22 protein-coding genes are annotated in these 22,572 nt (G+C 72.0%); 11 read left to right on the forward strand and 11 right to left on the reverse strand.

Annotated features, from left to right (window positions below):
- The first annotated feature begins 8 nt into the window (after positions 1 to 8).
- Entirely contained in the window at positions 9 to 959 is a 951-nt protein-coding gene (locus H4W80_RS52965) for an excalibur calcium-binding domain-containing protein (protein ID WP_192791994.1), read from the forward strand.
- Here the strand turns inward: H4W80_RS52965 and H4W80_RS52970 are convergent.
- From H4W80_RS52970 to H4W80_RS52980, 3 genes are all read right to left on the reverse strand, one after another.
- Positions 956 to 2,335, reverse strand: coding sequence for an NCS2 family permease (locus H4W80_RS52970; protein WP_192791995.1), 1,380 nt, complete (start codon positions 2,333 to 2,335; stop codon positions 956 to 958). The genes H4W80_RS52965 and H4W80_RS52970 overlap by 4 nt on opposite strands.
- A gap of 61 nt (positions 2,336 to 2,396) precedes the next feature.
- Positions 2,397 to 2,630: an EF-hand domain-containing protein gene (locus H4W80_RS52975; RefSeq protein ID WP_192791996.1), complete on the reverse strand. Its 234-nt coding sequence runs from the start codon at positions 2,628 to 2,630 to the stop codon at positions 2,397 to 2,399.
- Positions 2,614 to 4,818: a molybdopterin cofactor-binding domain-containing protein gene (locus H4W80_RS52980; RefSeq protein ID WP_192791997.1), complete on the reverse strand. Its 2,205-nt coding sequence runs from the start codon at positions 4,816 to 4,818 to the stop codon at positions 2,614 to 2,616. The genes H4W80_RS52975 and H4W80_RS52980 overlap by 17 nt, the downstream gene beginning before the upstream one ends.
- Before the next feature lie 95 nt (positions 4,819 to 4,913).
- On the opposite strand from H4W80_RS52980, the gene H4W80_RS52985 reads away from it, so the two are divergent.
- Positions 4,914 to 6,407 carry a PucR family transcriptional regulator gene (locus tag H4W80_RS52985; RefSeq protein WP_192791998.1) on the forward strand — a complete coding sequence of 498 codons (1,494 nt, stop codon included), beginning with the start codon at positions 4,914 to 4,916 and terminating at the stop codon, positions 6,405 to 6,407.
- On the opposite strand, the gene H4W80_RS52990 is transcribed toward H4W80_RS52985, so the two are convergent.
- Positions 6,382 to 9,219, reverse strand: coding sequence for an AfsR/SARP family transcriptional regulator (locus H4W80_RS52990; RefSeq protein WP_192791999.1), 2,838 nt, complete (start codon positions 9,217 to 9,219; stop codon positions 6,382 to 6,384). The genes H4W80_RS52985 and H4W80_RS52990 overlap by 26 nt on opposite strands.
- A gap of 319 nt (positions 9,220 to 9,538) precedes the next feature.
- On the opposite strand from H4W80_RS52990, the gene H4W80_RS64150 reads away from it, so the two are divergent.
- The 5 genes from H4W80_RS64150 to H4W80_RS53015 all read left to right on the forward strand — a co-directional run bounded on the left by H4W80_RS64150 (position 9,539) and on the right by H4W80_RS53015 (position 14,381).
- Positions 9,539 to 9,628: a hypothetical protein gene (locus tag H4W80_RS64150; protein WP_318787490.1), complete on the forward strand. Its 90-nt coding sequence runs from the start codon at positions 9,539 to 9,541 to the stop codon at positions 9,626 to 9,628.
- Positions 9,629 to 9,865: 237 nt separating this feature from the next.
- Positions 9,866 to 11,149 (forward strand): helix-turn-helix transcriptional regulator, encoded by a 1,284-nt coding sequence (locus H4W80_RS53000; protein ID WP_318787491.1) that lies wholly within the window; start codon positions 9,866 to 9,868, stop codon positions 11,147 to 11,149.
- A 44-nt stretch (positions 11,150 to 11,193) separates the two neighbouring features.
- Positions 11,194 to 11,790, forward strand: coding sequence for a copper resistance CopC family protein (locus tag H4W80_RS53005; protein ID WP_192792000.1), 597 nt, complete (start codon positions 11,194 to 11,196; stop codon positions 11,788 to 11,790).
- Positions 11,787 to 13,766 carry a bifunctional copper resistance protein CopD/cytochrome c oxidase assembly protein gene (locus tag H4W80_RS53010; protein ID WP_192792001.1) on the forward strand — a complete coding sequence of 660 codons (1,980 nt, stop codon included), beginning with the start codon at positions 11,787 to 11,789 and terminating at the stop codon, positions 13,764 to 13,766. Before H4W80_RS53005 ends, H4W80_RS53010 begins: the two co-directional genes overlap by 4 nt.
- 225 nt (positions 13,767 to 13,991) lie before the next feature.
- Complete coding sequence (locus H4W80_RS53015) at positions 13,992 to 14,381, forward strand: sensor histidine kinase (RefSeq protein WP_192792002.1); 390 nt, start codon at positions 13,992 to 13,994, stop codon at positions 14,379 to 14,381.
- A gap of 6 nt (positions 14,382 to 14,387) precedes the next feature.
- Here H4W80_RS53015 and map read toward each other — a convergent pair whose 3' ends face one another.
- On the reverse strand, positions 14,388 to 15,236 hold the full coding sequence (map, locus tag H4W80_RS53020; protein ID WP_192792003.1) for a type I methionyl aminopeptidase: 849 nt from the start codon (positions 15,234 to 15,236) through the stop codon (positions 14,388 to 14,390).
- Between the two features lie 5 nt (positions 15,237 to 15,241).
- Between map and H4W80_RS53025 the strand changes: the two genes are divergently transcribed.
- The gene (locus tag H4W80_RS53025) at positions 15,242 to 15,445 is read left to right on the forward strand and encodes a hypothetical protein (RefSeq protein WP_185072755.1); all 204 of its coding nucleotides are present in this window, start codon (positions 15,242 to 15,244) and stop codon (positions 15,443 to 15,445) included.
- Here H4W80_RS53025 and H4W80_RS53030 read toward each other — a convergent pair.
- Positions 15,442 to 16,086: a cyclase family protein gene (locus tag H4W80_RS53030; RefSeq protein ID WP_192792004.1), complete on the reverse strand. Its 645-nt coding sequence runs from the start codon at positions 16,084 to 16,086 to the stop codon at positions 15,442 to 15,444. The genes H4W80_RS53025 and H4W80_RS53030 overlap by 4 nt on opposite strands.
- The gene (locus tag H4W80_RS53035) at positions 16,083 to 16,334 is read right to left on the reverse strand and encodes a CBU_0592 family membrane protein (RefSeq protein WP_192792005.1); all 252 of its coding nucleotides are present in this window, start codon (positions 16,332 to 16,334) and stop codon (positions 16,083 to 16,085) included. Before H4W80_RS53035 ends, H4W80_RS53030 begins: the two co-directional genes overlap by 4 nt.
- Before the next feature lie 73 nt (positions 16,335 to 16,407).
- Between H4W80_RS53035 and H4W80_RS53040 the strand changes: the two genes are divergently transcribed.
- Positions 16,408 to 17,400 (forward strand): LysR family transcriptional regulator, encoded by a 993-nt coding sequence (locus H4W80_RS53040; RefSeq protein ID WP_192792006.1) that lies wholly within the window; start codon positions 16,408 to 16,410, stop codon positions 17,398 to 17,400.
- On the opposite strand, the gene H4W80_RS53045 is transcribed toward H4W80_RS53040, so the two are convergent.
- Positions 17,397 to 17,975 (reverse strand): hypothetical protein, encoded by a 579-nt coding sequence (locus H4W80_RS53045; RefSeq protein ID WP_192792007.1) that lies wholly within the window; start codon positions 17,973 to 17,975, stop codon positions 17,397 to 17,399. The genes H4W80_RS53040 and H4W80_RS53045 overlap by 4 nt on opposite strands.
- Positions 17,976 to 18,148: 173 nt before the next feature.
- Between H4W80_RS53045 and H4W80_RS53050 the strand changes: the two genes are divergently transcribed.
- Both H4W80_RS53050 and npdG read left to right on the forward strand, forming a co-directional pair.
- Positions 18,149 to 19,291 (forward strand): lipase family protein, encoded by a 1,143-nt coding sequence (locus tag H4W80_RS53050; protein ID WP_225964165.1) that lies wholly within the window; start codon positions 18,149 to 18,151, stop codon positions 19,289 to 19,291.
- Positions 19,292 to 19,375: 84 nt separating this feature from the next.
- The gene (gene npdG / locus H4W80_RS53055) at positions 19,376 to 20,029 is read left to right on the forward strand and encodes an NADPH-dependent F420 reductase (protein WP_192792008.1); all 654 of its coding nucleotides are present in this window, start codon (positions 19,376 to 19,378) and stop codon (positions 20,027 to 20,029) included.
- Between the two features lie 55 nt (positions 20,030 to 20,084).
- Here npdG and H4W80_RS53060 read toward each other — a convergent pair whose 3' ends face one another.
- Genes H4W80_RS53060 through H4W80_RS53070 form a run of 3 tightly spaced genes read right to left on the reverse strand, consistent with a single transcriptional unit; the run spans position 20,085 to position 22,558 of the window.
- Positions 20,085 to 20,690: a response regulator transcription factor gene (locus tag H4W80_RS53060; RefSeq protein WP_192792009.1), complete on the reverse strand. Its 606-nt coding sequence runs from the start codon at positions 20,688 to 20,690 to the stop codon at positions 20,085 to 20,087.
- Between the two features lie 56 nt (positions 20,691 to 20,746).
- Entirely contained in the window at positions 20,747 to 21,829 is a 1,083-nt protein-coding gene (locus H4W80_RS64155) for a histidine kinase (RefSeq protein WP_192792010.1), read from the reverse strand.
- Positions 21,830 to 21,844: 15 nt separating this feature from the next.
- Positions 21,845 to 22,558 (reverse strand): ABC transporter permease, encoded by a 714-nt coding sequence (locus H4W80_RS53070; protein WP_192792011.1) that lies wholly within the window; start codon positions 22,556 to 22,558, stop codon positions 21,845 to 21,847.
- Positions 22,559 to 22,572: the final 14 nt, after the last annotated feature.

Here is a 22,572-nt window from a genome sequence, read left to right on the forward strand (position 1 = left end):
CGCCATAGATGGACAAGCCGGAAGAGCCGCCACCCGCGGACCCCGGGGAGCCGAAGGCCAGCAAGGCCACCACCATCTTGCTGATCGTCTCGCTCGTGCTCGTCGTGCTGGTCGCGGGAGTGGTCGGCTCGATCGCCGTCCTGATGACCAAAAATCCCGACATGCCGCTCCTGGGTGCCGCGCCGGCGCAGCAGCTCGCCGTGCCCATCCACTTCGCCCCCGTCCGGGAGGCCAAGGCCGCGCCGTGCCCCGGCGCGGAGGCCGTGCTCGACGAGGAGCAGAAGAACTGCTACCTCCTGGAGGACGGCGTCACCGTCGACGCCGTGCAGCGGATCGAGCCGGTGCGCGAGAAGGACGGCCAATACTCCGTGCGCATCGCGATCGCCCCGCGCTTCAAGGAGCGCCTCGTGCAGCTCATCGACGAGCTGGTGCCCGATCAGCGGCAGGTGGCCATCGTGCTGGCCCCCGCGCAGCCTGACGCGCCCAAGGTCGTGCTGGCCGCGCCCGTCGTCACCCAGTACATGGACGGCGACAGCATGAGCATCTCGGGCTTCGAGAAGGAGGAGGCCGACGCGCTGGTGACCCGCCTGCTGGGCGCCACGCCGGGCGCGTCCACGCCGGGCACGTCCCCACCGCCCACGGACCCATCCTCGCAGCCGCAGCAGCCCGGCGGCACCCCGCAGCAGAACCAGAGCCCTCCGGGCCAGCAGAACACCACCCCAGGCACCGCCACCAACCCCGCCAACCCGGGCACCACGGGCACCACGGGAAATGGCAACCCCGGCGGCACGAGCCCCGCCTCGGGCCCCCGGCGCACCCCCGACAAGCGCTACGCCGGTTGCAAGGAGGCCGTGGCAGCCGGGGACGGCCCCTACTTCAAGGGCACCCACGAGGAATACTCCTGGTACGTGGACGTCGACGGCAACGGCGTGGCCTGCAACAGCGGCGACATCCGCTAACCGAACAGCTCCTCCAGCCAGTCGATCGCGAAGTAGGCCACGAAGATCAGCGAGACGATCCAGAGCAGCCACGGGATCTCGGAGAAGCGCCCTCTGGCGGCCTTGACGAGGGTGTAGGCGATCACGCCCGCGCCCACCCCATTCGTGATCGAATAGGTGAACGGCATGAAGGCGATCGTCAGGAACGCCGGGATGGCCACGTCCAGCTGGTCCCAGGGCACGTTCCTGCTCTGCGTCATCATCAGCGCCCCGACCAGCACCAGCGCGGGCGCGGCAGCGGCGGCGGGCACCACCGTGGCCAGCGGCGTGAACAGCAGCGTCAGCCCCAGCAGCGCCCCGGTCATCACGCTGGCCAGGCCGGTCCGCGCGCCCTCGCCGACGCCCGCGGCGGACTCGACGAAGACGGTGTTCGCCGAGGAGCTCACCGAGCCGCCGATCATGGCCGCCACGCCGTCCACGGTCAGGACGCGGCCCAGCCGGGGCACCTGGCCCTGCTCGTCCACCATCCCGGCCTCGTCGCTCACGCCGATGATCGTGCCCATCGCGTCGAAGAACCCCGACAGCACCAGCGTGAACAGCACCACGGCCGCCGTCAGCGCCCCCGCCCTGCCGAACCCGCCGAACAGGTCGAACGCGCCCACCAGCCCGAAATCCGGCGCCGCGACCAGGCGCTCCGGCACGTGCGGCGTCACCACGCCCCACGTCCCAGGCGGGACCTTGGCGACCGAGTTGACCAGGATGGCCAGGGCCGCCGTCAGGACGATGCTGATCAGGATCGCGGCCGGGGTCCTGCGTACGAACAGCACGATCATCAGGAGCAGGCCGAAGCAGAACACGACGACCGGCCAGCCTATGAGGTGGCCCGTGGCGCCGAGCTGCACGGGCGTGCCCGTGCCCCGCGTCACGAACCCGGCGTCCACCAGGCCGATCAGGGCGATGAACAGCCCGATGCCCACGCTGATGGCGTGTTTGAGCGCGAGCGGGATGGCGTTCATGATCAGCGTGCGCAGGCCCGTCACGGCCAGCACGATGATGACGAAGCCCTCCAGCACCACCAGGCCCATGGCCTGGGCCCACGTCATGTGCGGGGCGGCCTGGTAGGCGACCACCGCGTTGAGGCCGAGCCCGGCGGCCAGGCCGAAGGGCGCGTTGCCGACGACGGCCATCAGCAGCGTGGAGACGGCCGCGGCGAGCGCGGTGGAGGTGGTGAGCTGGGCGACGGAGAGCCGGGCGCCCGTGACGTCCGTGGCGCCGGCCAGGATGATCGGGTTGAGCAGGATGATGTAGGCCATGGCCACGAACGTGGTGACCCCGCCACGCACCTCGCGGCCGACCGTCGTCCCCCGCCCGGTGAGCTCGAAGAAACGGTCGAGCACCCGCCATCCCCCTTCGCATGATCAAGGGGGATGGCGCATAGCTACCCGGAGGGCGCGGAGATCACGCCTTCTCGTGGCGCCCGTGACCCACGAGCCCCATGAACTCCTCCAGCCCGATCGTCCCGTCGCCGTCGCTGTCGGCCGACTTGATGAACGCCTCGATCTCGCCCTCGGACGCGCCCTGCCCGCCCAGCGCCTCGTTGGCCCGGCGGATCTCGTCGGCCGTCAGCAGGCCGTCGCCGTCGGTGTCGAAGCGCCGGAACTCCGCCTCGGCCGCTTCACGAGCGCTTGCCATCGGATACCCCCATTGTCGATCCGTCATCAAACAACGCGATATCTTCTGGCCTAATCGGAACCCGAGTCAACCGCAGCCCGGTCGCGGCCCGCACGGCGGCGGCGACGGCGGGGGTGGAGGAGAGCGTCGGGGGCTCGCCCGCGCCGCGCAGCCCGTACGGCGCCGCCGGATCCGCGTTTTCCAGGATCTTCATCCGCATCGGCGGCATGTCGAGGATCGTGGGGATGAGGTAGTCCGTGAACGACGGGTTCAGCACCCGGCCGTCGCGGATCTGGATCTCCTCCATGAGCGCCAGCCCGAGCCCCTGCGCCGACCCGCCGTGGATCTGGCCCTCCAGGGCCTGCGGGTTCAGGACGCGGCCCACGTCCTGGACGGCCGCCAGCTCGACCACCTTGACCAGGCCCAGCTCCACGTCCACGTCCACGACGGCCCGGTGCACGCACAGGGCGAGCTGGGTGTGCGAGTCGCCCTGCCCGGTGATCGGATCCATCGGGTACGTGGGGCGGTGCCGGTACTCGCGCGTCTCCTCGATCGGCCCGTACTTCTCCAGCGCCTCCTCCGGCGGCAGCCCGTTGAAGCGCTTGCGCACCGCCTCGCAGGCGGCCTGCACCGCCCCGCCGGTCACGTACGACTGGCGCGAGGCCGACGACGAGCCGGCCGAGCCGACGGAGGTGTCGGCGGTGGCCACGGTCACGTTCGCGATGCCCAGCTCGGTGCGGGCGATCTGGGCCTGGATCGTCACCAGGCCCTGGCCCACCTCGGCGGCGGCCGTGTGGACGGTGACGTGCGGCTCGCCGCCCACCAGCTCGGCGCGGACCCGGGCCGTGGAGTAGTCGTCGAAGCCCTCGGAGAAGCAGATGTTCTTGATGCCGACGCCGTAGCCGACGCCGCGCCGCACCGACTCGCCGTGCGTGGTCTGGGACACGCCCCCGGGCATCGACCGCAGGTCACTCGGGGCCGCCGACGGTAGCGGCATCGCCTCCAGGTCGCGCAGCATCTCGGCGAGCGGGGCCGGGGAGTCGATCACCTGGCCGGTGATGAGGTGGGAGCCCTGGGAGACGGCGTTGCGCACGCGGATCTCCACGGGCGACAGGCCGCACGCCTCGGCCAGCCGGTCCATCTGCGACTCGTACGCGTAACACGCCTGGACCGCGCCGAAGCCGCGCATCGCGCCGCAGGGCGGGTTGTTGGTGTAGACGCCGGTGGCGTCCACCTGCACGTTCTCCACCTCGTACGGGCCCACGCCCAGCGACGCGGCGTTGCCGACCACGGCGGGGGAGGAGGAGCAGTACGCGCCGCCGTCCAGCAGGATGTCGGCCTTGACGTAGACCAGCTTGCCGTCGCGGGTCGCGCCGTGCTCGTAGCGCATCCGGGCCGGGTGGCGGTGCACGTGGCCGAAGAACGACTCCTCCCGGCCGTACACGATCTTCACGGGCCGGTTCAGGCGCAGCGCCAGCATGCAGGCGTGGACCTGCATCGACAGGTCCTCGCGGGCGCCGAACGCGCCGCCGACGCCGGACAGCGTCAGGCGCACCTTGTCCGGGGGCAGGCCGAGGCAGGGGGCGAGCTGGTCGCGGTCCACGTGCAGCCACTGGGTGGCGATGTAGAGGTCGACGCCGCCGTCCTCGGCCGGGACCGCCAGGCCGGACTCGGGGCCGAGGAATGCCTGGTCCTGCATGCCGACCTCGTACTCGCCGGTGACCACGACCTCGGCCTCGAACGTGCCGCCCCGCCGCACCGGCTGGTGCCGCACGAAACGCCGGGACCGGCGGGGGTCGGTCACGGCCTCGCGCACCTCGTACTCGACCACGATGGCCGCCGCCGCCCTGCGCGCGGTCTCGGGGTGGTCGGCGGCCACCACCGCCACCGGCTCGCCCTGGTAGCGGACCTGGTCGATGGCCAGCACCGGCTGGTCCTTGTGGTCGAGCCCGTAGAACTTCTCGCCCGGCACGTCCTCGTGCGTCAGCACGGTCAGCACGCCCGGGATCTTCAGCGCGGGCCCCACGTCGATCGACCGGATCCAGGCCGACGGGTGCGGGCTGCGCAGCGTCGCGCCCCACACCATGCCGTCCAGCCACAGGTCGGAGGCGTAGGCGAACTCGCCGGTCACCTTCAGCGTCGCGTCGGGCCGCCGCGCGCTCTCGCCGACCCCGGCGCCGTGCAGGGTCGTGTACGCGGTCTCCGTCATCTTCCCAGTAGAGCCCCGCCGCCGCGCCGGATCCTATGCGCGTCGCGTGAAATCCCGGTCAGCGGTTGACCTCGGCGCCTTGTATATTCCTCCAAGTGCGCATCTCTGACCTGCTGGCCATCGACGAACTGCGCCTGACCCTGCTCGCCGGCGACCCCTCGCGCGAGTTCGGCACCGTGCACATCACCGACCTGCCCGAGCCGGGGCGCTACCTGAGCGGCGGCGAGCTGGTGCTGTCGGGGCTGATGTGGTGGCACGAGCCGGGAGACTCGGCCAGGTTCGTGGCGGCGCTGGTGGAGGCGGGGGTCGCCGCGCTGGGCGCCGGGCAGGCGTGGCTGGACCACGTCCCGGACGACCTGGTCGCCGCGTGCGAGGCCGCCGGGCTGCCGCTGGTCGAGGTGCCGACGGAGGTGTCGTTCCGGACGCTGGCGGAGCTGGTCGTGCCGCGGCTGGCCGGCGACGTGCGCGACGCGCTCGGCCGCCACCGCAGGCTGGTCGCGGCCATCGCCGAGGGCGCCGACCTGCGCGAGCTGTTCGCGCTGACCGCAGCCGAGCTGGGCGTCACCGGCGCCGTGCTGTCCGCGTCGGGCGAGGTGATCGTGGGCGCGGCCGGGGATCCCGTACGGCTGGCCAGGGCGTACCTGACGGCGCCGCGGCTGCCCGCCCGCGTCGGCGACCACACGATCTTCGCGGTCGGGCGCGGCCACCGGGCCGCGGGCTGGGCGCTGGCCTGCGACGGCGACCTGATGGGCCGCGCCGACCTGGGCCACGAGCTGGCGTCCTGCGTCGGCCTCGAACGCAACCGCATGGAGGAGGGCCGCCGGGTCGAGCGCCGCCTGACCGAGCAGCTCGTCGGGGCCGCGCTGGCCGAGTCCGACGCGGCCGAGCTCAACGCCAGGCTGCGGACCTGCGGGATCGACGCGGCGGAGCCGTACGCCGTCGTCAACGCCACCGCACCGAGGCAGGGCGCCACCCGCGGGCCCGACCCCGCCACGCTCGGCGGGCAGATCGTGGAGGAGCTGCTGGGCCGCGAGGTCGTGGCGGCGGCGGGCGCGGACGGCGCGATCGCCGTGGTGCCGCTGCGCGAGCGCACCACGGCCGAGCTGGCCGACCGGCTGCGCGCCGGGGCGCAGGTGCTGGCAGCCCTGCCCGGCACCCGCGTGTGCGTCGGCGTGAGCGGCGCGCTGACCGGCGCCGGCGCCGTCAAGGGCGGCGTGGAGGAGGCCGGGCACGCCAGGCGCCTGGCCGAGGCCCGCTCCGGGGGCGTCGTCACCAGCGACGAGATCTACACGCACGCGCTGCTGCTGGCCACGGTGCCGGGAGACGTGCGCCGCTCGTTCACGGCCCGGCTGCTGTCGCCGCTGCTCGACTACGACCGGCGGCACCAGTCCGAGCTGGTGCGCACGCTCGGGATCTTCCTCGACTGCGCCGGCTCGTGGAACGCCTGCGCGGAGCGGCTCCACGTGCACGTGAACACGGTCCGTTACCGGATCCGCAGGATCGAGGAGCTGACCGGGAGGAACCTGTCGACGATGGCCGACCGGGTCGACTTCTTCCTGGCGCTCAGGGACACGGGCCCGCCTGGATGACGCCCCGCGCCTCGTCCACGGCCGCCCGCTCCTCCCTCAGCCGCCGCTCCCAGATGACGTGCCCGAATGCTCCGCCGGACGCGGCCGCCTCGGTGATGCAGGAAAGTGCCAGGTCGAGATCCCCCAGCATCCGGTGTGCGCGTGACAACCCGATCAGGCCGCGTAGAACCCCGACTCGGTAACCATGCGCCGTGAGCAGTTCCACGGCCTTGTGGAAGTGTTCCAGAGCCTTCCGCGGATCGTTCAGGTCGAGGTAGACCTCGCCGAGTATGAAACGGAACTGTCCCTCCTGCATCCCGTCTTCCGCCTCCTCGGCGTCGGCAAGGCCCTCGTGCAGCGGCTTGAGCGCCTTTTCCGGACGTCCTGCGCCCACGTGGGCGTTCCCCATGGACATCAGCGCGAAGCGCTCGCCCACGCGCGCGCCGATGCGCCTGGCCAGCGCGAGCTGGCGCTCCGCCCAGGGCAACGCCTCCTCATGGCGCTCTCCCGTGTTGTAGGTGTTGGCGAGGTTGCCCAGCGCGCGCATCTCGCTGAAGGCGTCGCCGATCCGCCGGGCGAGCTCCAGCGCGGACAGCTGGTGGACGACGGCAGCGTCCGTGCGTCCCGTGATGCGTAGGGCATTGGCGATGTGGCCGTGCGCGATCAGGGCGCTCGCCTCGTCGCCGAGGCGCTCGCTCACTTGCAGCGCCAGTGTGTTCAGCTCGTTCATCTCCACGATGCGATTGCCTCGCACCTGGTGCCAGAGGAGGCCGAACGTGAGGTTGACGCCGAGCTGGGCGATCGTGTCGTCGGGGGAGTTGAGCGCCTGGACTGCCGCGGCGGCGAGCACGGCCTCCTCCTCGTGCAGCCACGCCATCGCCTCATCCGGGCTGCCGACCGAATGCGGGATCGCGTCGACCGGGGCCGCCGGTTGCATGCGATGAGGGTCGCTGACGTGGCTGGCCAGCCGCGTGGAGGCGGCGAAGTACGACAGCGCGCGGATCAGCGGCCCGCGCCAGTCGGCGGGACGCAGCTCTCCGGCGAAAAGACGGACGAGGTCGTGCAGCTGGTAGCGGTCGGGGGCGGCGCGCTCGAGCAGGTGGGCGTCCACCAGCCGCTCCAGGGCCGCTTCCGCCTCACCGGAGGTGACGCCGGCCAGCGCCGCCGCCACCTCCGCGGTCATCTCGGGCACGTGCAGGAGCCCCAGCAGCGACAGCATGCGCGCGGCCAGCCGGTCCACGGGGCGCGAGCCGCGTTCGAGCGCGGTGTGGCTGCCGGCCAGGCTGGAGCGGACCGCCAGGTCGCCGGCCGCGAGCTCGTGCAGCCGGGTCCGCTCGTCGCTCAGCCGGGACGCCAGCGCGGAAACGCTCCAGTCAGGGCGACCGGCCAGGCGCGCCCCGGCGATGCGCAGGGCCAGCGGGAGACCGTCACACAGGCGGACCAGCCTGGCCGTCTCGCCCGCGTCGGCCGAGATCCGGCTCGCGCCGGCCAGGTCGGCCAGCATCGTGGCCGACTCCGCCGGCGACATCCTGGCGAGCTCCAGCTGGACGGCGTCCTCGCCCCAGCTCATGGTCTCCCGGCTGGTCACGAGCAGCGTGTTGCCGAGCGAGGCCGACAGCAGCGGCCGGATCTGCGCGAGGTCGGCGGCGTCGTCCAGCACGACCAGCACCCGCCGGCCGTGCAGGCGGCTGCGCCACGCGGCCGCCGCCTCGTCCAGGTCGGCAGGCACGGCGCTGGGTGGCACGCCGAGCGCGCGCAGGAACCGCCCGAGCACGTCGAGCGGAGTGAGCGCGCGCAGCTTGGGCGTGGTGCCCCGGCAGTTGACATAGAGCTGCCCATCGGGGAAGCGGTCCATGGCCAGGTGGGCGACGTAGGCAGCGAGCGCCGACTTACCCACGCCGGGCGGCCCGGTGATGATCACCAACGGGCTCGGCGATGTCTGGCCCCGTGGCGTGAGCCGTTCCTTCAGGCGCGCGATCTCGGTGGACCTGCCCACGAACTCCGCCAGCGGGCGGGGCAACTGGTGTGGTGTCTCGTGAGGCGCCGGCGTGCTCGTGGCGGATGCCGCGTCGGTTCGCAGCACCATCTCGTGGCATCGGCGCAAGCCTTCGCCAGGTGACACGCCGAGTTTCTCGGCGAGCAGGATCCTGCCTTCCTCATAGACCTGCAGAGCCTCGGCCGGGTTGCCCGATTGGAACAGTGCGGTCATGAGCAGCTCGCGGACCCGCTCTCGCAGCGGGTTGCGGCGGGTGAGGTCCCTCAGTTCTTCGACGATGTCCCGGTGGCGGCCCAGGCGCAGCAGGCTCTCCGCGCGCAGCTCCAGCGCGGCGAGCCGGAGCTGCTCCAGGCGATCGCGTTCCGCCTCCGCGAACGGGCCGGGCAGCCCGCTCAGCGCGGTGCCGCGCCACAGGGCCAGGGCCTCGTCGAGGCGGCGCACGGCCTGCGGGTCGTCTCCCGCGCGCTGGACCCGCCTGGCCTCCTCGACCCACTCGGCGAACAGCAGCGCGTCCACCTGAACGGGCTCCACCTGTAAGACATAGCCGGCCGGCGTTCCCGCCAGCACGCGCGACGGCTCGCGCCGCCCGCGATCGGGTTCGAAGGCACGGCGCAGGCCGGCGACATAGGTGTAGACGCTCTGCTCGGCATTGCGCGGGGCGTTCTCCCCCCAGACGCCGGCGACCAGCCGATCCATGGGGACGGGGCGAGGGGCCACCGCGGCCAGGATCGACAGGGCGGTCCGCTGCCTGGCCGGTCCGAGGTCGATGGGTTCTTCGGCGCCGCGGAACTCGGCGGTCACCTCGCCGAGAAGGCGGATGAAGATTCCTTCGCTCATGCCGCCTCCCCGATCGCCCCGGATTTCCGCGGAGAAGGCAGCATAGTAAAGATCGTTGTGGCGTGAAGAGAGGTGAAATGTAGACGGTGGCGCTACAGTCGAGTTCGACGAATTGTGCGAATATTGGTCACCCCGTCAGGCGGCGTGCGCCGCTCGTTCGCGGCCCGGCTGCCGTCGCCGCTGCCCGGCTGGGAGCGCAGGCACCAGCCAGAGCTGGTGCGCGCGCTCGGCGTCTTCCTCGACTGCGCCGGTTCGTGGCACGCCTGCCCCGAACCGGCGCCACGTGCACGTGAAAACGGTTGGCTACCAGGTCCGGCGAGTGGAAGAGCTCGTGGGGAGGAGCCTGTCAAGCACGGCGGACCGGGTCGGCCTTTTCCTCAGGCTCAGGGATACGGGGGCGCCCAGGTAGGCTCCGGATCGCGAGGTCGTCGGCTGCCGCTCGGCAACAGGTCAGCAACAGGGGACGCCATCGGCCTGAATCGCTAGAGACGATTCGGCACTCACGGTCGTAGCATTACCTCCAACGGCCACAACGGCCGCAATCACGGCAACAAGTACGGACAGGGCGGCACGGATGCGCATGGGGTCTCTCTCTCCCTAGCCTATGTGTGGTGCTCGGACGTAATAATCTCAGGGAGCGGCAGCGGTGACCACATCTGACATGGTCGGACTCCGTATTAAGACGGTCAGGCGTCAACGAGGCCTATCTCAGGCGCAGCTCGCACACCCGGAGCTGTCGGACAGCTACGTCTCTCTGATCGAGAGCGGCAAGCGCACCCCGACTCCGGCGGTGCTCGAGCTGCTGGCTCAGAAGCTCGACTGTTCCCTCTCCTATCTGGTCAACGGTGTCACGGCCGAGCAGATGGAGGACATCGAGCTGGCGCTGGGCTACGCGCGGCTCGCCCTGGAGAACGGTGAAGTCTCCGAGGCTCGGACCCGCTTCGCTGAGCTACTGACGGACAACAACCTGACAGGTCTCACCAAGCTTCGTCAAGATACGGAATTCGGGCTGGCACTGGCCACGGAGGCGGCCGGCGACCTCGACGAGGCGATCTCCATCCTCACCCGGCTACGGAGCGAGGAGACCACGGCGGACCGGGCGATCGAGCTCGCCATCGCCCTCTGCCGGGTCTATCGCGACCGCGACAGGCTCACCGAGGCGGTCGAGGTCGGAGAGCAGGTCCTGGGGGCGCACACCCGTCCGGTCTGGACGGATGTCCTCGTCGAGCTGGGCTCCACGCTCCTGTCGGCCTACCTCTACCGCGGCGACCTGCTCCGCGCCACCCAGTTCGCCGCCGAGCTGCTCAACGCCGCCGACCTGCTGGGTACGCCCCGATCGATCGTCGCCGCCTGCTGGAACGCCTCGCTGGTGGCGCAGAGCACCGGGCACGGTGAGGAGGCGCTCGGTTTCGCCGAGCGCGCACTGGCGGTGCAGTCGGAGAACGGCCACCCGCGCAATCTCGCTCGCGTGCGATCCTTCTTCGGCTCGCAGCTGATGAGGATACGTCCCGATCAGGCGAAGACCGCCCGTGACATCTTGGAACGGGCCACGGGGGAGCTGACGCAGACCTCGGCGAGCGCCGTCGACCTGGGCCGAACCAAGACCGAGCTGGCCCGGGCCGACATCGTCCTCGGCTCGGCCGCCGATGCCCTCGGTCACATCCAGGCCGGGCAGGCCGTGCTGCCAGGCAACGCCCGCGCCCTCGGCGCGGAGGCCGATCTGCTTCTCAGCCGGGCCCACGGGGCCCTGGGGAACTTCGCGGAGGCCGAGGCCCACGCGCATGCCGTACGCGACCGGCTCACGCCGCTGCCCGACTCGCGGAAGGTGGCCAGCACCTGGTACGCCGCCGCCGAGACGATGGAGATGCTGGGCGACGCGGACGGGGCCGTCGAGGCCTACCATCGGGCGCTGGCCTGCGCGGGGCTGTAGCGAGGTCCGGACCGGGCGGTGGCGTCGGTAGCCTTGGGGGTGCCATGAAGAGATCCCCGCTTGCGGCACTCGCCGCGACCGCCGCCGCCCTGCTCCTGCTCGTGTTCGGCACGGCGGCTCCCGCGCTGGCGCACGACGCGCTCAAGAGCAGCTCCCCGGCCAAGGACGCCGAGGTCAAGAGCCTCGACGAGGTGCGGCTGGAGTTCACCGCGGGCGTGCGCCTGCCGTTCGTCATCGTACGCGGCCCCGGCGGCGCCGAGCTGCAGAGCGGCAAGCCCGAGGCCGACGGCAAGGTGGTGACCCAGGCGGTCAAGGAGCCGGTGCCCGACGGGAAATACACGATCGCCTACCGGGTCGTGTCGTCCGACGGGCACCCGATCGAGGGCGAGATCCCGTTCAAGGTGAAGGGGGCGGAGACACCGTCCCCCGGCCTGACCTTCAGCGCCTCCGAGAGCGCGGCACCGGCTGCTTCGGCACCGGCCACGCAGGCCGCGCCCCAGCCCGCCCAGACCTCGCCCGCCACCGATCAGGCCTCGGCCACCCAGCCGGTGAGCTTCCCCGTCTGGCTGATCATCGTGATCGGGGCGCTCGTCGGCATCGGCATCGGTTTCCTGCTCAGCGCGCGGAAGAAGAAGCCATGAGCAAGGCGGCGCGGCTCACGCTCGCGGGGGCGGCCGCCGCGGTCGTCGCCCTGGTCATCGGCATGATCGCCGGCGGCAGGGCGTTCCCCAGGATCATCCCCGGCCTGCCCGACTCCGGCGCGGTCGTCCGGTGGGGGCTGCCGCTGTCCAAGCTGCTCATGGACATGGCGGGCGTGGCCACCGTGGGCCTGCTGCTCATGGCCGCCGCGCTGCTGCCCAACGACAAGGGCGTGCTCGGCAGGACCGCCACCCAATACGTCAAGGCCGGCTCGTGGGCGTCCCTGGCCTGGGCCGGCTCGGCCTTCGTCGCCATCGTGTTCAGCACCGCCGAGTCCATCGGCAGGACCGTTCCCCAGATCCTCGACCGCACCTTCCTCACCAGCTACGCCACCCAGACCACGCAGGGGGTGGCGCTCACGCTCGTGGTGCTGTTCGGGGTGGCGATCGCGCTGTTCTCCCGCGGCGCCATCACCGCGGGGGCCGCGGCCGGCCTGCTGGTCTTCGCGCTGGTGACGCTGCTGCCCGCGCCGCTCACCGGCCACACCTCCTCCTCGCCCAACCACGACCTCGCCACGTCGGCGGTCTCCCTCCACCTGCTCGCCCTGGCCCTGTGGGTGGGTGGGCTCGCCGTGCTGGCCGTTCACGCGGTCCGCAAGCAGCCGCAGCTCGACGTGGCCGCGCGCCGGTTCTCCGACATGGCCGTGTGGTGCTACGCCGGGGTGGGGCTGTCCGGCGTGTTCAGCCTGATCGCGCGGCTGGGCGCGGTGTCCGACCTGTGGACCACCCAGTACGGCCTGCTCGCCGTGGTCAAGATCGTGGCGTTCGTGCTGCTCGGCTACGTCGGCTACTGGCACCGCCAGCGCACGCTGGCCGACCTCGGCAAGGGCAGGCCGCGCGCGTTCACCCGGCTGGCCGGCGGCGAGATGGTGCTCATGCTGGCCACCGTCGGGGTGGCCGTGGCGCTGTCGCGCACGCCGCCGCCCGAGTTCAGCGTCCCCGCCGACCGGGCCTTCGAGCTGCTCGGCTTCCCCCTCCCCGCCGAGATCACGCTCGGCAACGTGTTCACCATGTGGTGGTTCGACCTGTTCTTCGCCACGGTCGCCGCCGTGCTGGCCGGGCTCTACGGGTTCGGCGTGCGGCGGCTGCGCAAGCGCGGCGACAAGTGGCCGTGGGCGCGCACGGCCTCCTGGTACGTCGGCATCGCGCTGCTGGTGTTCGCCACGCAGAGCGGGCTGGCCCGCTACGCCAAGGTCATGTTCGACATCCACATGATCGAGCACATGACGCTCTCCATGGTCGTGCCGATCTTCCTCGTCATGGGCGGCCCCGTCACGCTGGCCCTGCGCGCGCTCAAGCCCGCCACCCGGCGCGGCGACCGGGGGCCGCGGGAGTGGATCACGACGATCCTGCACAGCCGGTTCACCAAGGTCGTCACGCATCCCGTCGTCGCCACGGCCATCTTCATCGCCTCGACGTACGCGCTCTACTTCACGCCGCTCTTCGAGTCGGCCATGGAGGAGCACCTCGGGCACATCTGGATGACCCTCCACTTCCTGCTCAGCGGGTGCCTGTTCTTCTGGGTGATCGTCGGGGTCGATCCCGCGCCCAACCGGCTCCCGTACGTCGGGCGGCTGCTCATGCTCTTCGTCACCATGCCGTTCCACGCGTTCTTCGGGGTGGCGTTGATGATGACGGGCACGGTGATCGCCTCCGGCTGGTACGAGCAGCTGGGCCGCACCTGGGGCGCCACGCTGCTGCAGACGCAGCAGGACGGCGGGGCCATCGCCTGGGGCTTCGGCGAGATCCCGACGCTCATCGTGCTGCTGGCCATCGCCATCCAGTGGTATCAGGACGACGAGCGGCAGGCGCGGCGCACCGACCGCAAGGCCGATCGCTCAGGCGGCTCGGGCGACTCCGAACTCGACTCCTACAACGACTACCTCGCCCGTCTCAACCGCGCCGACAAAGGTGAGTGACAGGTTTCCGGCGAGTAGCCGTTCGGCCATGGCCTTCTATCTTCCCACTACAAGTCTCTGTACCGCCAGGTAGCCTGTCTCCCAGGGGAGACGGGCATAACCCCATGACCAGCGTGCGCAGGCCTTGAGGGGGGACGCGCACCGCCAGGTGAGGGCGCCGGAGTGGGGACCGGCGTAAGCCCGGTGTGCCCAGGAAGGCGAGAACCATTGTCAGAAGAGACACGGATGCGCGGGGGGCAGAGCCTGGCCGAGGCTCTTGAGAGCTGTCTGGCCGAATGGTCCGAGCGCACGGGGATCGCCGTCGAGACCTGGGCCCTGCCGGCCACCGACGTGTCCTCGCGGGTCTCGAGTGCCGTCATGGCCGCGATCGACGAGGCCCTGGCCAACGTCGAGCGGCACAGCCGGGCCCGGACCGTGTCCATCGCCGTGACGGTCTCCAAGAGCGGGCTGCGCATGACGGTCAGCGACAACGGCCAGGGCTTCCACACCCCGGGGGCGGGGAGCGGGATCGCCAGGATGCGGGCCGCGTTCGCGGAGCTCGGCGGGAGCCTGTCGGTCAACAGCGTGCTCGGCGAGGGCACGACCGTGACCGGAGTGGTGCCCAGACGCGGCTGACGCGGGTCACGAGAGGGTGAGGATCTCGCTGCCCGTCTCGGTGACCACGATCGTGTGCTCGAACTGGGCCGTGCGCTTGCGGTCCTTGGTCACGGCCGTCCACTTGTCCGGCCAGATGTCGTACTCGATGGTGCCCAGCGTCAGCATGGGCTCGATCGTGAACGTCATCCCCGGCACCAGCTCCACCCGCAGCGACGGGTCGTCGTAGTGGGGCACCATGAGCCCGGAGTGGAAGGTCGTGCCGATCCCGTGGCCGGTGAAGTCGCGGACGACGCCGTAGCCGAAGCGCTTGGCGTACGCCTCGATGACCCGGCCCACCACGTTGAGCTGCCGCCCCGGCGCGACCGCCCTGATGGCGCGCATCATGGCCTCGCGCGTGCGCTCCACCAGCAGCCGCGACTCCTCGTCGACCTCGCCCACCAGGTAGGTGGCGTCGGTGTCGCCGTGGACCCCGCCGATGTAGGCGGTGATGTCGACGTTGACGATGTCGCCGTCCTGGAGCACGGTGTCGTCGGGGATGCCGTGGCAGATGACCTCGTTGATCGACGTGCACAGCGACTTGGGGTAGCCCTTGTAGCCGAGCGTGCTCGGGTAGGCGCCGTGGTCGATGAGGAACTCGTGGCCGACCCGGTCGAGCTCGTCGGTCGTCACACCGGGCCGGATGTGCTTGGCCACCTCGTCGAGCGCCTGGGCGGCGATCCGGCCGGCCACCCGCATGCGCTCGATGATCTCGGGGCTCTTCACGTCGGACTCGCCGGTCTTGGGGCGCTTCTTGCCGACGTACTCCGGCCGCTCGATGTGGGCGGGGACCTTTCGCATGGGCGAAACTCGGCCGGGCTGGAGCAGTGTCGTCATGAAACATGAGTCTACGGGGCAGAATTGACCCCGTGAGCGAAGGCCAGTGGTGGTTCTGTCTCAAGCACATGCGGGTCGAGCCCGACCAGGGCTGCCCCAACAAGGACCGGATGGGTCCCTACACCTCCGAGCAGGAGGCGGCCGGGGCGCTGCAGCGCGCCGCCGACCGCAACAAAGCCTGGGACGAGGCCGAGAATGACGACGACTAGGGCACGACCGCGTACGCCCTGACCGGGAAGGTCCCCATGCCCGCGACCATCGGGGGCGCGGCGTGGAAGCGGAAGTTGTCCGGGGGCAGCGCCGCCAGTCCCGTCAGGTGCTCCGCCAGCGGGATGCCCGCCTTCAGCAGGATCGTGTGGGCGGGGCGCTCGCCCCGCGGCGGGGTGTCGTCGATGTTGAGCGAGTCGATGCCCACCAGCGCCGCCCCCTGCTCGGCCAGCCATTGCGCCGACTTGGGCGCGAGGTAGGGGTGGCCGTGCAGGTAGGCGTCGGTGCCGAAGTGGCGGTCCCAGCCGGTGTGGATCAGCACGGCCCGTCCCCGTACGTCCAGGTCCTCGTCGATCACCACCTCGCGGCCCGCGCCGGCCCGCACCACGAGGCCGGGCAGGTCGGCCAGCTTGCTCACCGGCACCTGTGACAGGTCGGGCCCGTCGGGATAGCGGTGGTACGGGGTGTCGAGGTAGGTGCCGGTGTTGGCGGCGAGCGTGATCGTGGCGATGTGGAACTCCGTGCCCGGCGCGTAGACCTCGCGCGAGTCCTCCCGGCTCAGGTGCACCCCCAGCTTCGGGCCGGGGATGCCGGGATACGTGACCATTCCGTCGACGATGTGGTGGCTGAGTTCGACGATCATGTGGACGCTCCTACCCGTGCGAGCTTGATCAGGGCGAGGACGCCGATGCCGGCCCAGATCAGGTTGAGGCCGGCCGACGGCCAGGCGGCGCTGTAGGCGCTGCTGGCCATGAGCCCGAGCGAGCCGAGAAGGTTCATGAGCTGGTACGCCGCGCCGTCGCCCGGCAGCCGGGATTGCGTGACCAGGACGTACCCGGCCAGCAGCAGCACCGCGCCGATCCAGCCGACGACGGCGAAGAGGAGGTCCATGGGCGTCATTGTCCGGAGCGATGGTCGTAAAGCGCAAATAAAGACTGCTAAAGGTGCGCGTAAGCTGACCTGCATGGACATCGATCCACGGCGGTTGCGCATCCTGCACGAGGTCGCCCGCCGCGGCGGCGTCATGCGGGCCGCCGAAGCGCTCTATCTGACCCCCTCGGCCGTCTCCCAGCAGCTCGCCCAGCTCGAACGCGAGGTGGGGCTGGCTCTCATCGACCGCTCCCAGCGCAGCGTCTCCCTCACCCCGGCCGGGCGCGTGCTCGCCGGCTACGCCGAGCGGGTGGAGGAGGAGCTGCTGGAGGCCAGGCGCGAGCTCACCCGGTTCACCGAGCGGCTGGCCGGGCCGGTGCGCATCGCCGCCTTCCCCACGGTCATCACGCACATGCTGGTGCCCGCCATGCGCGACCTGGCCGCCCGCCATCCCAGGATCACCCCGGTCCTCCACGAGATCTACGGCCAGCCCGCGCTGCAGGAGCTGCGGATGGGGGCGGTGGACGTGCTCATCACCGAGCAGGACATGAGCCTGCCCGGGCTGTCGCAGCCGTCGCTGAGCGCGCGGCTGCTGTACGTGGACGAATACCGCATCGTGCTGCCGCCCGACCAGCCGGACCCGGGGTCGGTCGCCGAGCTGCTGAGGCTGCCCTGGGTGGCCAGCGAGCCGAACCAGGCGTGCGGGCAGGCGCTGGAGCGGCTGGCGGGACTGCACGGGTACGAGCCGCGCAAGGTGCACGTCATCACCGAGTTCGGGCCCACGCTGTCGCTGGTGGCGGCCGGGCACGGGGTGGCGATCGTGCCCGCGCTGGCCCTGCTGGACGTGCCGGAGGGCGAGGTGCGGGTGAGCGAGGTGCGTGACGTGGGCGCGCGCCGGCTGGACGCGGTCACGCGGGTGAGCCGTACCCGGTCGGGGGAGCCCGACCCCGTGCAGGCCGTGGTGATCGGCGCGATCGAGGAGGCCACGGCGGCGCTGGAGACGTCCCTGAGCGGACGCCTGCACAGTGCCGCCGGCGCCGCCGAGCCGGGGCGTCCCCAGCCTGGGCCGGCCGGCAGGCGGGGCTAGTCGGTCAGTTGGGGGCCGCTGACCTTCTCCAGCAGGCGGGCCAGGCGCTCGCGCAGGCCGGCGCGGCGCTCGGGCTCCCCGGCCGCCGCGCTCACCAGGTGCTGCGCCCCGTCGAAGGTCACCAGCCCGTCCCGCGGCACCTCGATCCGGTCGTGCGCCAGCCCGGCCAGCTCCCGGTCGCCGCCCTCGATGGCCAGGATGGTCGCGCCCGTGCGCCGGGCGTCGTCCACGCGTTCGAGCAGCGGCACCGGAGCCTCCCGCTCGGCCAGCACGAACAGCGTCTCGCCCCGGGCCGCGCGCTCCAGGCGCTCGATGCCCACGCGCAGGTGCGCGGGCGCGTCGGCGGGCGGCGCCCAGCGCACCAGCGTGGGCGTGAGCTGCGCCAGCCCGGAGAACCTGGCCTCGTCGGCGAGGTGCGCGGTCAGGTGCCAGGGCTCGTCGTCGGGGGTGCCCACCAGCAGCAGGCCGCCGGGCGAGCGGGTGGCCCGCAGGGCGACGCCCAGCTCGCGGGCGCGTTCGAGCCAGCCGGTCTCGGCCAGGAGCTCACGCAGCAGGGCCACCGATCCTGAGTCCATGCCCCCATGGTGCCTGACGCCGCACCCGCGGGGTGGCTGATTCGGGAGTGATGTGTTGACACGTGGGGCGTTTCCCCGTCATTTCGGGCCTTGACAGGAGGTTACTCCCGGGTAACGATCGGCTCGCGGCGCCGCCGTCCCAAGTATGTGGTCCTCACGGAGAGGGGCGGTACATGTCCTTACGTGTCCGCGTCAGCATGTCCATGGTCCTGTTATTGATCATGTCCCTCATCTCGACCCCGGCCCGCGCGGCGGCGCCGGGAGACGTGGTCTCCGCCCAGCCCACCACCGTCTACCTCCTGCCGGGCAAGCTCCTGGAGGTTCCGGTCAACGCCTGGCACCTGCTCTACAACTCCACGTCCGCCACCGGCTCGCTCAACACCGTGTCGGGGACGCTGCTCGTGCCCAAGAGCGGCTACCCGCTCGGCGCGCGCCCCATCGTCGGGTACGCCGTCGGCACCCATGGGCTCGGCGACCAGTGCGCCCCCTCGCTCAGCATGAGCCAGGGCCGGGAGGCGGAGCTCGCGCTGGTGAGCCTGTTCCTGCTCAAGGGGTACGCGGTGGCCATCACGGACTACGAGGGGCTCGGCACGCCCGGGCCGCACACGTACATGGCCGGGATCTCGCAGGGGCACGCCGTGCTCGACTCGATCAGGGCGGCCACCCGCGTGTCCGGGGCCGGGCTGTCCAGCCGGGCGCCCGTCGCCGTCATGGGCTACTCCCAGGGCGGGGCGTCGGCCGGGTGGGCGGCGCAGCTGCAGCCCTCGTACGCGCCCGAGCTGCGGCTGAAGGGCGTCGCGGCCGGAGGCGTGCCCGCCGACCTGCACGCGGTCGCCGACCACCTGGACGGCGGGTCCGACTTCGGGCTGGCGGCGGCGGCCGGGGTCGGGCTGGACGCGGCCTACCCCGAGCTGAACCTTCAGGCGGACCTCAACGACCGCGGTCGCGCCCTGCTCACCGACGCCGCCGACGACTGCGTGGGCGACCTCGGCAAGCTGGCCGGGCTGAGCTTCTCCGACCTGAGCCCGATCGACCTGCTCAACCAGCCGAAGTGGCTGGCCCGGCTCGGCGAGAACCGCCTGGGCGCCACGGCTCCGCGGGTGCCGATGTTCCTCTACCACGCGCGGGGCGACCAGATCATCCCGCTGTCCGTGGGCTCGACGCTGCGGTCCGAATACTGCCGGGCCGGGGTGAACGTCCGGTGGACCGCGCTGCCCGCGCCGGACCACGTCACGGGGGCCGTCGAAGGAGGTCCGCTGGCCATCGAGTGGCTGGCCCTGCGGATCCTCGGGCTGCCCGCGATCGGCAACTGCTAGCTCGTACGCCGGCCGGGCCCGCACGACCGGGCCCGGCCCACCCCGTGGCGAGCACCTGGCGGCCGAGCTGGCATGATCGGGCTTATGACAGATGTGAGCGGGCTTTCCATCGGCATCCTCGGCGGCACCGGTGACCAGGGGAAAGGGCTGGCGCGGCGGTTCGCGCTGGCGGGGCACCGGGTGCTGATCGGCTCGCGCAGCGAGCAGCGCGCCCAGGACGCGGCCGGTGACATCGGGGCGGGCGCGAGCGGGGGCGCGAACGCCGCGGTCGCCGCCGAGGCCGACATCGTGATCGTGGCGGTGCCGTACGAGGGGCACAAGTCGCTGCTGGAGTCCCTGCGGGCCGAGCTGGCCGGGAAGATCGTCGTCGACTGCGTGAACCCGCTCGGGTTCGACAAGCAGGGCGCCTACGCGCTGCCGGTGGAGGAGGGCAGCGCGGCGCAGCAGGCGGCGGCGGTGCTGACCGAGAGCCGGGTGGTGGCGGCCTTCCACCACGTGTCGGCGGTCCTGCTGATGGACCCGGCCGTGGAGAAGGTGGACCTCGACGTGCTGGTGCTCGGCGACGACCGCGAGGCCACCGACACGGTGCAGGCGCTGGCCGAGGTCATCCCGGGGGTGCGCGGCGTGTACGGGGGGCGGCTGCGCAACTCCCACCAGATCGAGGCGCTCACCGCCAACATCATCTCCGTGAACCGCCGCTACAAGGCCCACGCCGGGCTGCGCATCACCGACATCTGACCGTGCCGGTGCGCTCCGCGAAGGGACCTCAGCCCCGGTCGGCGGGACGGGCGCGTCACAGCCAGCCCGCGTCCTCGGCGATGCGGATGGCGTCGATCTTGTTGCGGGCTCCCGTCTTCGTGATCGCCCCCGTGAGGTAGTTGCGCACGGTGCCGGGGGAGAGGTGGAGGCGGGAGGCGATCTCCTCGGCCGAGGCGCCCCTGGCGGCCTCCCTGAGCACGGTGGACTCGCGCGGCGTCAGCGGGCTCTCGCCGTACTGCATGGCCGAGGACACCAGCTCGGCGTCCAGCACGCGCAGCCCGGCGGCGGTGCGCCTGATCGCCTCCGCCAGCCGGTCGCCCGGGGCGTCCTTGACCAGGAACGCCTCGATGCCCACGGCCAGGGCCCGGCGTACGTGGCCCGGCTGCCCCATGGCCGTGAGCACCAGGACCCGGCACGTCGGGAGGCGCTCCAGCAGCGTGGCGGCGGCGGTGATGCCGTCCACCACCGGCAGGTCGATGTCCACGACCGCGACGTCGGGCCGCACCCGCAGGGCCTCGGGCACGATCTCGTCGCCCCGGGTCACCTCCGCGACCACCTCGATGTCCCGCTCCAGGCGGAGGAGGGCGGTGAGCGCGGCGCGGATCATGTGCATGTCCTCGGCCAGCAGCACCTTGATCACGCCGCGACCTCCGACCTCCGCGCCCGAGCCATCCCGTCTCGCCTGGCCGTCCCGCCTCACGCCGCGACCTCCATCGCCAGGAGGAAGCCGCCGGCGCCGGTCCGGGCCGCGGTGCACGAGCCGCCCGCCTGGGCCGCGCGTTCCGCCAGCCCCGTGAGACCCCCTCCGCCGGGGCCGGGCTCGGTGAGGACGCCGTCGTTGGCGACCTCCAGCCGGAGGACGCCGCCGTTCACCGAGGTGGTGATCGTGCAGGTCGTGGCGCGGCTGTGGCGCAGGACGTTGGTGACGGCCTCGCGCACGGCCCACGCCAGCGCCTCCTCCGAACGGCCCGGCAGCGTCACGTCCGCCAGGTGCGCCTGCACGCCGACCCCTGACGACTCCAGCAGCGCCACCGCCCGGTTCACCTCGTCGGCCAGCGACAGGGCCCGGTACCCCCTGGCGACGTGGCGTACGTCCTGGGCCGCCTCCCTGGCCACCTGCACCAGCTCGCCCACCTCCGTCCGGGCGGCGGCCGGGTCGCGCTCCATGAGCCGGGAGGCCAGGTCGCCCTTGAGCGCGATCGCGGTCAGGCTGCGCCCGAGGCCGTCGTGCAGGTCGCGGGAGATGCGCAGGCGCTCCCTGAGCACGGCCGCGTCCGCCAGCTCGGCCCTGGCCTCCTCCAGGTCGGCCGCCATGCGCGTGAACCGCACCAGCGCGTAGGTCATGGCGCCCGTCGCCGGCACGGTGGTCACGTAGAAGAGGGTGACGATGGTCGGGACCCCGACCCACCACAGCACGGTGCCCTCGTACAGCATCATCAGCCCCACCAGCGCGCCGCCCCAGCGCAGCGGCAGGAACACCAGCAGCGTCCCGGCCAGCATCGGCGCCGTCACCCCCGACATGCCGCCGGGCAGCAGGTCGGGCAGGTACGTGACGAACGCCTGCAGCACCATCGTGAGCGGGTAGGCGGGCGGGCGCTCGCCGCGCAGCCCGGCCCGCATGTTCAGGTAGTGCGTGGAGATCACGGCGAGCGTGGCGACCGCGGCCGTGGCGCCGTAGCCGGGGCCGTACAGGAAGTAGGTGAGGGCGAGCAGCGAGTAGGCGGCCGATACGGCGGTGATGAGGCCGGTCGCGAGCCGCCTGGCCGAGGAGGAGACCACAGGGAACGATTATCTCTATGAGCGGCGCGGTTCCCAGCGGAACCACAGCCGGAGCGCGACGAGCCCGACGACCGTCCAGGCGGCCAGGACCAGGGCGGGCACGGCCAGGTCGCCGGTCTTGACGGCGTTCACGACGGCGCTGGTGGGCAGCAGGTCCAGGGCCGGCCGCAGCCACGAGGGCAGCGGGATCGGGCCCATCGCGCCCGCGGAGACCCCCGACACCAGGAAGACGGGCATGGTGAACGCGGCGGCCAGCTCCGCGCGCGGGATGGCGGCCGTGTACGCGGCGCCGAGCAGCGACAGCACCGCCGACCCCGCCACCGTGATCGCCGCGAACCCCAGCGGGTCGTCCGGGAACGGCACGCCGGCCACGACCCGCACGGCCACCGTGCTCAGCGCGATCATGGCCACGGTCTGCGTGGCCGTGCTGGCGATCTGGCCGAGCAGGATCTGCCCGTCCGTCAGCCGGCTCGCCCGCAGGCGCTTGAGTACGAGCTGGTCGCGGCGGGTGGCCAGGGCGACGGCCACGTTCATGAACGCGGTGATCGCCAGCAGCACGGAGATCGTGCTCTGGAAGATCGCGGTGGCGGCCGAGGGGTTCAGCACGTTCTTCATGAGCAGCGGCATCCCCACGGCCAGCCCGACCGGGGTCAGCACGGAGCCGAACAGCATGCTCTTGTCCCGCCAGAACAGGCGCGTGCCCAGGCGGTAGGTGGCGGTCAGGCTCATCGGGCGTCCTCGGG

Origin of the sequence: Nonomuraea angiospora (assembly GCF_014873145.1) — a bacterium.
GTDB lineage: Bacteria > Actinomycetota > Actinomycetes > Streptosporangiales > Streptosporangiaceae > Nonomuraea > Nonomuraea angiospora.

Coding starts and splice junctions, on each gene's coding strand:
- H4W80_RS52965 (WP_192791994.1), top strand. CDS start 9: ATGGACAAGCCGGAAGAGCCGCCACCCGCGGACCCCGGGGAGCCGAAG.
- H4W80_RS52975 (WP_192791996.1), bottom strand. CDS start 2,630: ATGGCAAGCGCTCGTGAAGCGGCCGAGGCGGAGTTCCGGCGCTTCGAC.
- H4W80_RS52980 (WP_192791997.1), bottom strand. CDS start 4,818: ATGACGGAGACCGCGTACACGACCCTGCACGGCGCCGGGGTCGGCGAG.
- H4W80_RS52990 (WP_192791999.1), bottom strand. CDS start 9,219: ATGAGCGAAGGAATCTTCATCCGCCTTCTCGGCGAGGTGACCGCCGAG.
- H4W80_RS53005 (WP_192792000.1), top strand. CDS start 11,194: ATGAAGAGATCCCCGCTTGCGGCACTCGCCGCGACCGCCGCCGCCCTG.
- H4W80_RS53010 (WP_192792001.1), top strand. CDS start 11,787: ATGAGCAAGGCGGCGCGGCTCACGCTCGCGGGGGCGGCCGCCGCGGTC.
- H4W80_RS53015 (WP_192792002.1), top strand. CDS start 13,992: ATGCGCGGGGGGCAGAGCCTGGCCGAGGCTCTTGAGAGCTGTCTGGCC.
- map (WP_192792003.1), bottom strand. CDS start 15,236: ATGACGACACTGCTCCAGCCCGGCCGAGTTTCGCCCATGCGAAAGGTC.
- H4W80_RS53025 (WP_185072755.1), top strand. CDS start 15,242: ATGAGTCTACGGGGCAGAATTGACCCCGTGAGCGAAGGCCAGTGGTGG.
- H4W80_RS53030 (WP_192792004.1), bottom strand. CDS start 16,086: ATGATCGTCGAACTCAGCCACCACATCGTCGACGGAATGGTCACGTAT.
- H4W80_RS53035 (WP_192792005.1), bottom strand. CDS start 16,334: ATGGACCTCCTCTTCGCCGTCGTCGGCTGGATCGGCGCGGTGCTGCTG.
- H4W80_RS53040 (WP_192792006.1), top strand. CDS start 16,408: ATGGACATCGATCCACGGCGGTTGCGCATCCTGCACGAGGTCGCCCGC.
- H4W80_RS53045 (WP_192792007.1), bottom strand. CDS start 17,975: ATGGACTCAGGATCGGTGGCCCTGCTGCGTGAGCTCCTGGCCGAGACC.
- H4W80_RS53050 (WP_225964165.1), top strand. CDS start 18,149: ATGTCCTTACGTGTCCGCGTCAGCATGTCCATGGTCCTGTTATTGATC.
- npdG (WP_192792008.1), top strand. CDS start 19,376: ATGACAGATGTGAGCGGGCTTTCCATCGGCATCCTCGGCGGCACCGGT.
- H4W80_RS53070 (WP_192792011.1), bottom strand. CDS start 22,558: ATGAGCCTGACCGCCACCTACCGCCTGGGCACGCGCCTGTTCTGGCGG.